At 42.8% G+C, this 12,396-nt stretch carries 13 protein-coding genes; 2 read left to right on the top strand and 11 right to left on the bottom strand.

What is annotated here, in order from left to right; genetic code table 11:
- Positions 1-12: 12 nt before the first annotated feature.
- Positions 13-819 (bottom strand): glutamate racemase, encoded by an 807-nt coding sequence (gene murI, locus H3V01_RS03160; protein ID WP_038648809.1) that lies wholly within the window; start codon positions 817-819, stop codon positions 13-15.
- 235 nt (positions 820-1,054) lie between these two features.
- Here murI and tsaE point away from each other — a divergent pair, with 235 nt between their 5' ends.
- Positions 1,055-1,525, top strand: coding sequence for a tRNA (adenosine(37)-N6)-threonylcarbamoyltransferase complex ATPase subunit type 1 TsaE (gene tsaE / locus H3V01_RS03155; RefSeq protein ID WP_041879587.1), 471 nt, complete (start codon positions 1,055-1,057; stop codon positions 1,523-1,525).
- Between the two features lie 3 nt (positions 1,526-1,528).
- Entirely contained in the window at positions 1,529-2,851 is a 1,323-nt protein-coding gene (locus H3V01_RS03150; RefSeq protein WP_198185975.1) for an N-acetylmuramoyl-L-alanine amidase, read from the top strand.
- A 364-nt stretch (positions 2,852-3,215) separates the two neighbouring features.
- Here the strand turns inward: H3V01_RS03150 and H3V01_RS03145 are convergent, their stop codons facing one another.
- The 10 genes from H3V01_RS03145 to H3V01_RS03100 form a co-directional block, all read right to left on the bottom strand.
- Entirely contained in the window at positions 3,216-3,857 is a 642-nt protein-coding gene (locus H3V01_RS03145; RefSeq protein WP_198185974.1) for a hypothetical protein, read from the bottom strand.
- A gap of 9 nt (positions 3,858-3,866) precedes the next feature.
- On the bottom strand, positions 3,867-4,853 hold the full coding sequence (locus H3V01_RS10990; protein WP_232332582.1) for a phage tail protein: 987 nt from the start codon (positions 4,851-4,853) through the stop codon (positions 3,867-3,869).
- A complete protein-coding gene (locus tag H3V01_RS03135) occupies positions 4,853-5,431 on the bottom strand; it encodes a phage tail protein (RefSeq protein WP_198185973.1) in 579 nt (192 codons plus the stop codon). Before H3V01_RS03135 ends, H3V01_RS10990 begins: the two co-directional genes overlap by 1 nt.
- Positions 5,424-6,569, bottom strand: coding sequence for a baseplate assembly protein (locus tag H3V01_RS03130; protein WP_096765417.1), 1,146 nt, complete (start codon positions 6,567-6,569; stop codon positions 5,424-5,426). The genes H3V01_RS03135 and H3V01_RS03130 overlap by 8 nt, the downstream gene beginning before the upstream one ends.
- The gene (locus H3V01_RS03125; RefSeq protein WP_198185972.1) at positions 6,566-6,937 is read right to left on the bottom strand and encodes a GPW/gp25 family protein; all 372 of its coding nucleotides are present in this window, start codon (positions 6,935-6,937) and stop codon (positions 6,566-6,568) included. Before H3V01_RS03125 ends, H3V01_RS03130 begins: the two co-directional genes overlap by 4 nt.
- A gap of 83 nt (positions 6,938-7,020) precedes the next feature.
- Entirely contained in the window at positions 7,021-7,650 is a 630-nt protein-coding gene (locus tag H3V01_RS03120) for a phage baseplate assembly protein V (protein ID WP_037475427.1), read from the bottom strand.
- Positions 7,634-8,731, bottom strand: a complete 1,098-nt coding sequence (locus tag H3V01_RS03115; protein ID WP_198185971.1) for a phage late control D family protein — start codon at positions 8,729-8,731, stop codon at positions 7,634-7,636. Before H3V01_RS03115 ends, H3V01_RS03120 begins: the two co-directional genes overlap by 17 nt.
- Positions 8,719-8,940: a tail protein X gene (locus tag H3V01_RS03110; protein WP_025330549.1), complete on the bottom strand. Its 222-nt coding sequence runs from the start codon at positions 8,938-8,940 to the stop codon at positions 8,719-8,721. The genes H3V01_RS03115 and H3V01_RS03110 overlap by 13 nt, the downstream gene beginning before the upstream one ends.
- A 2-nt stretch (positions 8,941-8,942) precedes the next feature.
- Complete coding sequence (locus tag H3V01_RS03105) at positions 8,943-9,839, bottom strand: phage tail protein (protein WP_084551593.1); 897 nt, start codon at positions 9,837-9,839, stop codon at positions 8,943-8,945.
- Positions 9,839-12,364 (bottom strand): phage tail tape measure protein, encoded by a 2,526-nt coding sequence (locus H3V01_RS03100; protein WP_198185970.1) that lies wholly within the window; start codon positions 12,362-12,364, stop codon positions 9,839-9,841. Before H3V01_RS03100 ends, H3V01_RS03105 begins: the two co-directional genes overlap by 1 nt.
- Positions 12,365-12,396 lie beyond the last annotated feature (32 nt).

Here is a 12,396-nt window from a genome sequence, read left to right as displayed (position 1 = left end):
CAACCAAAATACCTAGCCCAAAGAAACCATTTCCAACTGCTCCAGACTTCGCCCCAGAAATCGCTCACCAATTGTCTGGAAACGTAGCGGAATATCACTGACATAAAACCGGTATTGCGCACCTGAATGATCAGGATTAATCAGATTATGCTGTTCCAGTGCCAATGCAGTGGCTTCAGCAGTCGTAATCGCTGAATCAACTAATTTCAGATCAGGAGCCTCCTGACGGATTAAAGGTTTCAATAACGGATAATGAGTACATCCCAAAACCAGCGTATCCACTTCTTCTGCCAGAATCGGCTTCAGATACTCCCGTGCTGTCAAGCGGGTAACTTCATGATCCAGCCAGCCTTCTTCCACCAGCGGCACCAGCAACGGACAGGCCTGTGAAAAAACACGCGTTTGTGCATTCTGATTATGAATCGCCCGGGCATAAGCATTACTGTTAACAGTAGTACTGGTGGCTATTACACCAATGTGATTATTCTGAGTAGTTTCCAGAGCAGCCTGTGCACCTGCGGCAATTACATCCAGAACCGGCATTGTGCCTGCAAGCTGCCTTACTTTTTCTCTTGCCACCGCAGCTATAGTATTACAGGCCACAACCAGCGCCTTAACATCATGCTCAAGCAGAAAAGATACAATCTGTTCAGTATAAACCTCAATTGTATGTCTGGATTTCATACCATACGGAACACGCGCCGTATCACCAAAATAAATAATATTTTCATTAGGGAGCCGTTCCATCAATGCGCGAACCACTGTCAGGCCGCCCACCCCGGAATCAAATACACCTATAGGTTGTTGTATTGCAGTCATTTGTCTCTTCATTATTGACCATGACAACTCAGTTCAGCATAAACTGAATTAATCGAATATCAGTCATTATTGTGATTATAGCATTGACCCGGAAATATACTCATAGCTTAGTACACAACAAATGTACATAAAAGAAGCCTGAATCCGGAAACAAGACAGACAGACTGAATTTTATTACTTTCGTTATTACAAACTTTATCGCATAATAACCCCGTTTTGATTAATTAAAAACACCATGTCTGCCACTGAAGTCCGTGAAATTTTTCTGGCTGATGAAAACGATACCCTGAAACTGGGCGAACGTTTTGCACAGCTTATCAGCCCTCCTCTGATTATCTGGCTGGAAGGTGATCTGGGTGCGGGCAAAACAACTTTTACCAGAGGCTTACTCAACGCTCTTGGTTACAACGGTGCAGTTAAAAGCCCTACCTACAATATAGTTGAAACCTACCCGTTTAAAAGCTTTAACCTGCATCATTTTGATTTATACCGTTTTCAAAATCCAGAAGAATGGCTGGATGCAGGGCTGGATGAACTGATTACAGCAGACAGCATTATTTTGATTGAATGGCCACAGCTTGGCGGTGATTTGGCACCTCCGGCTGACATTATCCTAAACATCACCATTAATGGTAGTGGCCGCACAGTACAGATAAATGCCGTTACTACAAACGGAACAAAAACATTAAATAAAATTACAGAATAAACCATGTCCAACCACATCAGCCGCCGGAAATTATTAATTGCATCTACTAGCACGCTTTTAATCAGCCTAACTCCATTTGTACGCGCAGCCCAGACAGGGGCTGATATTGTGGCTTCACGCATCTGGCCGGCCACAGCCTATACCAGGATGACATTAGAATCCACAACACCCATCCAGTTTAAATATTTTCAGCTAAAGAATCCTGACCGTCTGGTTATTGATATTCAGGGGTCAGCCACCAATCAGTTTTTACGTGAACTGAGCAATAAAGTTCTCCCAATGGATCCCTATATTGCCAGTGTCCGCGTCGGACAATTTAATCCTGAAACCATCCGTATCGTGATGGATTTGAAAACCACCGTTAATCCTCAGGTATTTTCGCTTGCTCCGGTTGCCAACTTTAAAAACAGACTGGTAGTGGATTTATACCCTACAGCCACCGTAGCAATGGAACAGGAAAAAAACGATCCCTTAATGGCTCTATTACAGGATTACAGTCACGGTAAAGTAAACAGTGACGGCACTACTCGTCCTCAGGCTACAGCCTCCACACCTCCGGTAAAAAAACTACCTGAAAATAAACCACCAGTAACTCAGCAGCCTCCTCAACCATCAGGTACGCCAAATAAACTGAATCGTCAGCCTGTAATCATGATTGACCCCGGACATGGTGGTGAAGATCCCGGAGCCACAGGTCCTTCCGGTCTGCGTGAAAAAGATGTGGTACTCGCTATAGGGCGTGAAGTAAAAAAAATATTGGATTCGTATGGTTACAAAACTTATATGACCCGAAACGAAGATATTTTTATCCCATTGGGTGTACGTGTAGCCAAAGCGCGTAAACTCAGAGCAGATGTTTTTGTTTCCATTCATGCAGATGCATTTACCAATCCGTCAGCAAAAGGTACTGGTGTATATGCACTTAATCCTAAAGGCGCCACCAGTGCAGCAGCCAAATATCTGGCACAAACCCAGAATGCAGCTGATTCGATTGGCGGGGTAAATTATTCAACTGATAAAAATGTCAACAACACACTGTTTGATCTAACTCAGACAGCTACCATCAATGATAGTCTGAAACTCGGTAAAGACGTACTGAATCAACTGGCCAAAATCAACAACCTGCATAAAGGCAGTGTCGATCAGGCAAATTTTGCCGTCCTGAAAGCACCGGATATCCCATCAATTCTTGTTGAAACAGCTTTTATTTCCAATCCGACTGAAGAACGCTTACTATCTAACAGCGATTTCAGAAAAAAAGTTGCAAACTCAATTAGTAGCGGAATTAAGGATTATCTGTCTACAGCAGTGCTGGCGCGCCGCTGATAAGAATCTTCGGAAAAACAAAAAGAAAATGACTAAATGATATTAATTTTAATCAATCAATATTATATTGACATAATAAAGACAAATCGGATACCTAAATATCAAAATAATTTATTTTATAAATTTAAAGTTTGAACAAATTGGTATCAAATAAAAAGAAATACAGAATATTGATTGTGGTTATTCATTCCGCCAACAATCAATATTCTGTAATAATTGAAATTACTAAGTATAAATAGAATTATTAATTAATTATTAAAATAACCAAAAACAATTTATTTAATAAATTTGATAATATTTCGTAGCTATTAATAACTATGAACTTATCACAAAGCTATAGATTAAATTATTAAAAATAATTTAGTTAAATACTACTGGCTTCATTCCATATATCAAATATTTGCTTTTCACCCAGATGCAAAACATCAGTTAAATATTTCCACCAGTTATCATCGTTTAAAGCAAAAAACTGAGTTTCCAGAATGTAATTGCGAATCTTGATTAAATCAATTCCCTTTAACATATTTTCTGCATCTTTCATTAACGCTTCTTTATTTTTCCCCAGAGTGATTTCCAATTGAGAAAGCATTTGTGTGCGGGATAATGAACCGGCATTGTTGCGTTTATCCTGCAAGCGTAACTGTTCAGCATCCGCTTTTTCTATCCAGTTATTTGTTTTATCAGACCATTGATGATAAATATCAGGACAAGGTATTGTAGTTACAGTTGCTGGCAATACGCCCAATTCATTGATTACCATCACTTCTCCGGTTTTCTTACTATAAACGGTTTCTCCGCGATGATCTTCAATATACTTCCATGTTTTACCCGTCCATTGAGTAACAAATCCATGTTTGAATTCCGGCTGTTCAGTCTGAATACACAATCGGGGAATCAAATAATGACCATTATTTGCCAGGGGATCTAAGTCAGCGATAGTCATTCCAACAAAATAATTATTTTCGTCTAACTGGCATACAGGAATAGTTCTTGCTTGTATTTCCATTTTCATTCCTTAAATTTTAATGCAGGCTAATAATGCGATATTTTTTGGACGATTTTCGTTTGCGGTAGGTACTACTCTACTAGCATCAAAACCAAAATCATCAGTCTTGTTATTTTTGTCCATCAAATTAGTGTTTGCTGAATAACGAGTGCCTACATCGTAGAAAGCGCCAGTAAGTGTATCAAAACTTACACCTCCGGCTCCACTACAGATGCCTGTAATATTTCTGATTGCATCACTTTGTTTACTACCAAATACTCTTTCAGAATCAATATTGTTTCCATCATCCCATGCCCTAAGAAAATAACCTCTTAAATCAGGCAAATTAAACGTCGTTTTACCATCACCTGCTCCAAATATCGTTCCAATGGCAGCAAATAAATTTGCATATACCGTTCGAGACAATGCAGTTCCATTAGCTTTTAGCCAGCCAATAGGTGCTGTTTCCATGGCGAAAAACTGAACAGCTCCAGCTGGCGTGGCATTAATATCTGCACTACCATCAAATGGCACACCATTTATTGTGCATATTGTTTGTAATCTGGTAGCAGTAGCAGCATTACCCGATGTATCCTGATTACCCTTAATATTGACACCTGGTAAATTTATATCTGTTTTGGCATTAAATATAACACCACCAATTTTTCTGGCGGCTATCTGAGCTGCATACGAGGCTGTAGCCGCATTTCCGGAAGTATTCTGATTTCCGGGCTTATTTACTCCGGGTAAATCAATATCCGCTGAACCATCAAATGCGACCCCACCCACATTTCTGGCTTTGCTAAGTTTGTCAGCTACCTGTGCTTTTTTAGCCAAATCTGCGCTGGCAGCGGTAGCTGATTTATCCAGTTTATTGTCTTTGAGCCATTTGGTTCGGTTGGCCAGCTGTCGTGTCGGTACATTATCGATACCATTTTCCCCACCCAATACCGGATCAGATGTTTCCCATTGATAAATACCTTCTTCCCAGAACGAAGATTCTTTTAAATTTGCCATTAAGCAGTTCCTTTGTTAAATGAGCCATCCCGCTGCGCCTGTCCGTTATGCTGTAGTGGTACAGCAGTATAGTCGAGACTGGAAAGCACACAGCGTGCCGGAGCAAAAGCAGCCAGAGTTTGACGTAATAAAGCTGCCTGTTGATTGGTAATTGGGTGATTCAGTAAAATACGGTAATGCGCCCAGTAACTATTATGTCCGTGTACATAGATACCATCACGCTTAATATCACCGTTGTGCCTCTGGTGATTAAGCCCTTCAATAATCGTTATTTCACCAAAGCCAAGGCGGCGGACAATCTCTCGTAACGACCAAGGTGTTCCTTTATTGCGATGAAGCTCGTATGCACCTTTAATCAATTGCCGTTTGGCCTGATCGCTTTCTGCCAGCCAGTATCCGTTTACTCCGAGAATACAATGGCTTTCAGCCAGAAGTTCAAGATGATCCGTCAATACCAGTTCTACTAGCCTAGGCATAAGCTGTGGTGTAGACACCATATCCAGACGTAATCCCAGAGCAGCCAGTGCCCGCATACGCTGATCACGCTCAATTACTGCTGCATATGTCAGCTTAGCCATCCACTGCCTCCTCAGCTATGCTCAGGGTCAGATCAGTACAGTGTGCCCATGTATCAGCAGCAACCTTAGTCAGCACCAAATCCGGTGTGGCAACGTTATAAACACCATCAACTTTTAATAATGACTGTATAACTAACGGAACTACATCTACTCCGAGTCGTTGCTCCTGACTAATCTGATATTGCTGCCAAGCAGCTCGGGCTGCTGCAAGTACAGCTCGTGCGTCAGTACCTATATACAAAGTTAATATTGCATTTACCTGATAAGTAAACGTTTTTGGGGCCCGTACAATCACTTGATCACATAGTGGGCGTACCCGCTCATCAGACAAAGCTGTCTGAACCTGATTAACAAGTTCTGCTGAGGGTAAACCGGTTTTTGTAAGCAAATTCACTGCAACAACACCCCCCAAGGGTTTACCTTGTTTATCAGTATCATTGCTTACAAAAACATCAATGATGTCCTGACTAACTTGTCTGGCAAAATATTCATAGGCTCCTACAGGTCCTGCAACTGAAAACGATTCAGGAGCAAGCAGAATACGTACCCGATATGCATCATCGCTTTCAACATCTACTCCACCACTTGATGTCGTGACATTACTGACCTTAATTTCAGCAATATCGGTCAAATGATCAGCTAAAGTGTTTATCTGGCCTGGTGACCAGCCATTTCCTATGATTCCCGTTGCCTGACAGACAGCATTGAGCTCAATGCTGGGAGTGGTTGCGGTAAGCATACCTGCTGCTGTAGTAGTAAATATCAGCGAGTCCACTGTAACTCTGGTTTCTTTCGGGATCACAATCTGCTCTTTACCTTTTAGTACTGCTTGAAAGCGAAGTGTTGTTTGTGCCGGCTGAGCCTGTAATCGCGGAGTATTAACATCATCACCACATAAATCCAGCATCAGGCCGGTAGCAAAACGTACATGTTGCTGCCTGTAGGCCTCATTTATCTGTTGACGGGTTAATGCCTCACGATAGGCGTAAGTATTAATTAGTAAGCGTTCAATATGCGCCGGCTGTAGTGTTTTGCCCGTACGATTCTGATAATCATTTATGGTATCGGCCAGAATCGTTGCCAGATCGTCCTCAACTATTTTTACGTCTGTTCGTGAAAGCTTAGTTAAATCTGTCATTTTTGTACCAACCCAATATTTGTTTGATAAATTTCACCGGCTACCTCTTCTGCGATCCGCCAATGAACAGTTATCATCAGTTCAGGTGCGTGACCAGTAAAAGAGACCTGCTCCACTACCACACGCTTTTCCCAGGTTTGAATAGCGAGAATCACCTCACGCGTTACTCCCGGAATAAAGACATCTTCTGGTGTATCCAGATAGTCCAGATGATCTGAACCAAAAGTTGGCCGGGTTACATCTGTCCCTTTACGGGTTATTAAAATATTCAAAATACATTGATTAATATCATCAATACCGGTAACAATATCGCAGCCACTATCCAGTGGCGCTAGCTGCCAGTGGCGGGTACGCGGTGTTATGGTCATAGCGGTGTTCCAAAAAATAAAAATCCCTGTCAGAATGAACAGGGATATAAAAAATAAGAATTAGCAGAGCTTTTCGCTGAATGTCAGTTTGGTTTGCCCGTATTTCCACCTGAAGTCAGATCAGGATGAGTATGACTCTTAAGACTTTTACCATCGGCTACCACATCTCCGTTTTCAACCTTAATTGTGCCGGTTATTGAGGCTGCCGTTCCACCACCGCCGGAACCGGCCATTCCGCCCTGATAGGTCAGTTGCCCCTGTACCAGTAAGCTGCCGGTAGCAGTAGTAGTAGGTGCATCAAGAGTAATATCACCTGCTTTAACCAGTACCGTATCTGCTTCTACAATTACTGCTCCGCCAGTCTGAACACATACTTCACCACTATTGCGATTATGGCTGATCACCGTACCATTGCTGAATTTTTTCATCCAGACATTATTATTATTTACCGGTGTGCTATCAGCCTGATTGTATAAGGCTCCCAAAACCACACCATTTTCTCCTCGTGCATCCAGAATACAGGCGACCAGCTCCCCTCTGTCAGGCAGTGAATAAAAACTGTTTCCGCCTGCAGCAGCAGTCAGCATTGGCAGCCAGTCAGTGTGAATATTTTCTAATGCCGGTAAACTGACTTTAAGCATATGCCGTCCGGCATCTATGGATTCAACAATACCAAACTGTAAAGTCGCACCAAATTCATACAGTTTCTGCATGTTTATCACCATCTGCGTCATCAGCAATATATTCAATCATATTTATTTCCAGAGACGTTACATAACCTGAACTGCGGCTCAAATTATGGCTTGCCTGCTTAATCTGGTAATTTCCCGACATTTTGCCATAACCGCTCAGACGAATAATCTGACCGGCTACCAGCTTGACATTACCAAAAAGATCCAGACTGCCGGTTACCTGACACTTGCGTGCATCGGCCAATGCAGCATCTGCACGTGCAGCTAATTGCTGCTGTGATTCCCCTTTATTAGCCACAATTTTTAACCTGTCACCGCTTGCGCCCTGTTTACTTTGCGGGCGTAACGGCTGTCCTTTACGCTTAACCGTACGTACTTGTTTAGCCTTAGGGTCGTAGCCTGAAGCAACCACTTCATTAGGAACGCCTTTGATCTGATCGCGAAAACTGGCTGACTCAATATCTTCTGGCAGCAACACCAGTACCGGTTCCTGTGTAGTTAATTCCGTATTAGCAATAAAAGCCAGAGTTTTATCAACAATTTTAAAAGTATAGCCAAACTGTTTTGCTAGTCGCGCCAGAAATTCAACATCACTTTCCTGATACTGTGTGATACGTTCAATTTCCAACTTGGCAATCGGATTTTTAACCACCAGTTGTAATCGTGCAGCTACTGTCTGTACAATTTTTTCCAGAGTGGTTTTTTCATACGCCTTAGGCTGTAAAGTCCGGCTGGCCGAAGTAATTCCCGTAGAAAGCGCTTTCAGAGTAATCACATTTGGTTTAAATGCATAATCGATATCCGCAATCTCAAAATTACCAAGATTCACCAGACCGGTAAACTGATCACCTAGTGAAAACGACAGCAAATCACCCTGTTCAGGATACCAGTTACGCAACCATCTGCCATCTGTATCTTCAAATGACACAGACAGCTCATCTGATTGCTCGCCCAGATAATCCGTATAACTAATGCTGATAAGATAAGGCTTAATTGCTAATGTAATGTCTTTTTTTTCGTATTCGATAGTGAAATCCGGCATAGTAACCGGATGTGTTTTGCTTAAGCCGGATAATCCTTTTAACATATTTACCGCATCCATGGTGGCATATCCTCCTGAGCAGCATGAGTATCAGACCGGATAACCGGAATCAGTACAGTCAGATTTGCCGTAAACTGTTCAGCCAGCGCTAAATGCGGGTTGGCCGCAATCAGCCTGTCAATCATCGTGGCATCACCATAGTATTTATGTGCAATCAAATCCCAGCGATCCCCTTCACTGGTCTGATATTGCAAGACTGAATCAACCATAATCAGACCTCATCTTTTCTTGCGGCCAGCCACGCCGTCAATGACTGGGTACCTGCAGTCGCATTACCAATACTGTCTTCTACCGTTGCTAACACTTGTTCACTGGTATTCAGCCAGTCGCCCCACTCTCCGCTATCGTAACCGGTTTGTATTAAATTAATACATGTTTGCAGCTGACAGGCTGCCTGACCCGTGTAAGACAGAAAATCTGCTGCTCCGGCCAGATTTCCGAACCATGCACCAATCTCAGGTAAAGTATTCAGTTTATCCAGAGTCTGACCACCTATAGACAATACATCTGCAATCAACCCCATCCAGCCGGCAGTATTATGCTGAACAGTACGCGCGCGCGTAATCAGGTTCTGAATATCAGTAATATTCTGTTCAACAGAATGATAAATACGCACACCAGTCTGAACCGCTGCGGAAACTTTATTAACCGCGCCTTTAACCGACTCCGGTAAAAGAGCAAGCAGCGGATTCTGTCCGGTCATGATTCCCGGTGTTGGTAACGGATTATTAGGATCACCAACAAATTCAAGCAATTCAACGCTAATTTCGCGCGCCGCCGTACGCCCTTTAGCATCCTGGATCAGAGTTGTACTGCTTAATTGCTGTATCACAAACCAGCCCGCAAACCGCCCGGAACCGAACACCAGCGCCAGCGCCTGCTGTGCTTCTTTAGCACTGATCAGCGCATTATAGGCACTATCCGGATTAGCCAGTTTCCAATGCAGCAGCATACCAAAACGTATCGTAGTCAAATCATTACCGGTAGCCTGCAGGCGCGGTCGCCCGGCCAGTACATCATGTTTGGCAAAAACAGCACTGTGCGTTTCTTCATAACTGGTGAAACTATCCAGCACTTCAAAGCGAATATCCCCTAGCATCGCATACATCAGTAACTCCTCAATTCTTTTGCCTGCATCATGCGCCGGTACATCTGTTCAAATTCACGCTGGCTCAGTGCGAGTGCCTGCTGAATGACTGACCGGTCAGCATTACCATTAACCTGAATCGTTGGATTAAAATTAATGGTCACAGCACCTGAATCATGTCCGGCCGGATAACGATTCTGTGCAAACTCTGCTGCATTTAGCTGCATTTTTTCATTTAACTGTGCAGTCAGCTTTCCGGAACCGGCTTTAAATTTCTGCTGTAAACGCTCAGCTACCTGACCTATCGCCGAAACAGGTTTATCCGCCCCGAGATCAACTCCCAGATGCATTCCCTCCATCAGCGAGCTGCCTATACTTTTAAATACCCGGCTGGGGGAATTAATACCCAATACTGATTTAGCCTTATTAATAATTTTACTGGCAAACTCACCTACAGCATTAACAGCTTTACTGATACCTTCAGTAAAGCTTCGGACCAGACCATCAATAATATTGCGCCCGAATTCACTGAATTTAGCAGGTAATTCTCTGAAAAAATTCATACCGGCTTCAAATTTGGTCTTAACCGTATCCCATAAACCAATAAAGAATTTCTTGATTGGCTGCCAATATTTATAAATCAACAAGGCGGCCATACCAATGGCCAGCGCAACCCAGCCTATCGGTGACATCAAGAAAGCCCGGCCTACTGCCATAATTCCCTGACGCAGCAAATTAAGTACAAACCTGCCTTTACCTAAAACACTAAACCCCTTCCCCAAATTCGAAAAAACCGAAAACAGAGGTTTCACCGCCTTAGAAATCAGACCAAAAGACTGCACAATTTTTCTGATGGGAGCCATTGCTGCACGACCAATTGCACCAAATGCTTTTTGCAATAAACCTAATGCAGCGCGACCTTTACTAAAAACAGCAAACTTTTTTCCAATGCCGGATAGCTTACTGCCAAAAGACATCAGTTTCTGACGCAATGAACCTGCAGATTTTCCTACTGAGGAAATTGCAGTTCGAAGACGCTTAAATACAGAACCACTTTGCTTAAGCTCACGTGCCACCTGAAAACGGGCAAAAATAGTACGCAGAACAGCCAGCGGACCGGTAACCATAGTAATCGCATAACGAACAGTCAGTAATACCATCCGTAAGCCTGCCATTCCAATACCAAAAGCCACTACAGATTTAATCAGCGTCGGATGTTTCTGAATAAAAGGCAATACAGTATTAAGCAGCACATCTTTAGCCACCTGAGCGAAAGTATTAATCTCCGGTGCCAGAATAGCACCAAAAGCATTCCCGACCTCAGCAACCGAATCTTGCAGATTTTCCATACTGACAGCCAGCGTATTTGTCTGCAGTTCTGCTCGCTGATCAAGAGAAGGCTGCTGATTTATTTTAGTTTGCATGGCCTGATAACCGGTATGACCACCTTTAGCAGCGGCTGAAGCAACTTGTCCGCCCTTCCCGCCAAAAACAGCATCCATCATATTCAGTGCAGCGCGTTCACCATACTTAGTTTTAACAGCTTTAAAATTCGTTTCCAGCTCACTAATAACCACACGCATGTCTTTAAGTGAACCGTCTTTATTAAATAAATCAAACTTTACACCGGATTTCTGCATCATCTGGCGCATTTCCGCATTCATAGCTGACGTAGCCAGATGCATAGCTTTAGGTCCCTGCGCCAGCTTATTCAGAAATTCTTCCATCCCATCTGCGATCACAGCTTTACTGATACCGCCTTGTATTGCCATACCTTCTAAAGCATATATTTTTTGCTGGTTCTGTAAACCGGTCAGATGAAGCCTTTGCAGAGGAGAGGCCATAGCACTTTGAAATTTTTCTATATCTTCCAAACTCATTCCGGTCGAATAAGCCATTTTCTGTACAGCGTCCAGACCGGCTGATAATTCAGTATCCTTCAGCTTATAAGTTTGCATCAGCCCTTTGGCAACAGAAATATCCTCAATTTTTTTACCGAATAATGCATTAAAACTGGCTATTGACTTCATACCTCCCTGAAGTAGCGAATCATCAGACATATTAGCCATCTTCATATTAGTGGCAAGACTGGTAAAATCATTTTTATTTCCCCGCTGCTCAAGGCTTAGCTGTGCTGTTCGGGCATTAATCTGATCAAATCCGCCTGATCTGCCATCATTTTGCATCATAGCCTGCTTCAGCCCGGTTTCAGATGTTTCGCGCTCCATATAAATTTTTACAGACTTTTCAGCTGGTTTCATCAAAGCTTGCAGCGTGCTCTTAGTTTTGCTTAATTCACTACCGATTTTAGTGCGCTGCTCCAGAACCTTATTTTGTCTTTCAATTGCCTGAGTTAATTTATCCTGAGCATTACCCGCTTTAGCCGTCGCTGCTGAAAAACTATCAATAGAGCGAATTTGTCCATGTAAACCTTGTAAAGCTTTTCCCATCTCCTCAACATGCCGGGTCGCTGTACTGATAGCAAAGCCAAAAGCCTTTACAGAACGGTGCACCTCACCAAAATCAGAAACGAATCCATTATCCATAACGGCACCAATATATTTTTCTCCAATTACCT

It is taken from the genome of Snodgrassella sp. M0351 (assembly GCF_016100575.1).
Taxonomy (GTDB): domain Bacteria; phylum Pseudomonadota; class Gammaproteobacteria; order Burkholderiales; family Neisseriaceae; genus Snodgrassella; species Snodgrassella alvi.
Note: the sequence above shows the minus strand (reverse complement) of the source record. Positions and strands in the feature narration are given on the sequence as shown.

What these genes read in the sequence shown, in the direction of transcription:
- H3V01_RS03130 (WP_096765417.1), bottom strand. Translation starts at nt 6,569, where the DNA reads ATGACAGATTTAACTAAGCTTTCACGAACAGACGTAAAAATAGTTGAG.
- H3V01_RS03100 (WP_198185970.1), bottom strand. Translation starts at nt 12,364, where the DNA reads ATGGATAATGGATTCGTTTCTGATTTTGGTGAGGTGCACCGTTCTGTA.
- H3V01_RS03145 (WP_198185974.1), bottom strand. Translation starts at nt 3,857, where the DNA reads ATGGAAATACAAGCAAGAACTATTCCTGTATGCCAGTTAGACGAAAAT.
- tsaE (WP_041879587.1), top strand. Translation starts at nt 1,055, where the DNA reads ATGTCTGCCACTGAAGTCCGTGAAATTTTTCTGGCTGATGAAAACGAT.
- H3V01_RS10990 (WP_232332582.1), bottom strand. Translation starts at nt 4,853, where the DNA reads ATGGCAAATTTAAAAGAATCTTCGTTCTGGGAAGAAGGTATTTATCAA.
- murI (WP_038648809.1), bottom strand. Translation starts at nt 819, where the DNA reads ATGACTGCAATACAACAACCTATAGGTGTATTTGATTCCGGGGTGGGC.
- H3V01_RS03125 (WP_198185972.1), bottom strand. Translation starts at nt 6,937, where the DNA reads ATGACCATAACACCGCGTACCCGCCACTGGCAGCTAGCGCCACTGGAT.
- H3V01_RS03110 (WP_025330549.1), bottom strand. Translation starts at nt 8,940, where the DNA reads ATGGTTGATTCAGTCTTGCAATATCAGACCAGTGAAGGGGATCGCTGG.
- H3V01_RS03105 (WP_084551593.1), bottom strand. Translation starts at nt 9,839, where the DNA reads ATGTATGCGATGCTAGGGGATATTCGCTTTGAAGTGCTGGATAGTTTC.
- H3V01_RS03115 (WP_198185971.1), bottom strand. Translation starts at nt 8,731, where the DNA reads ATGGATGCGGTAAATATGTTAAAAGGATTATCCGGCTTAAGCAAAACA.
- H3V01_RS03135 (WP_198185973.1), bottom strand. Translation starts at nt 5,431, where the DNA reads ATGGCTAAGCTGACATATGCAGCAGTAATTGAGCGTGATCAGCGTATG.
- H3V01_RS03150 (WP_198185975.1), top strand. Translation starts at nt 1,529, where the DNA reads ATGTCCAACCACATCAGCCGCCGGAAATTATTAATTGCATCTACTAGC.
- H3V01_RS03120 (WP_037475427.1), bottom strand. Translation starts at nt 7,650, where the DNA reads ATGCAGAAACTGTATGAATTTGGTGCGACTTTACAGTTTGGTATTGTT.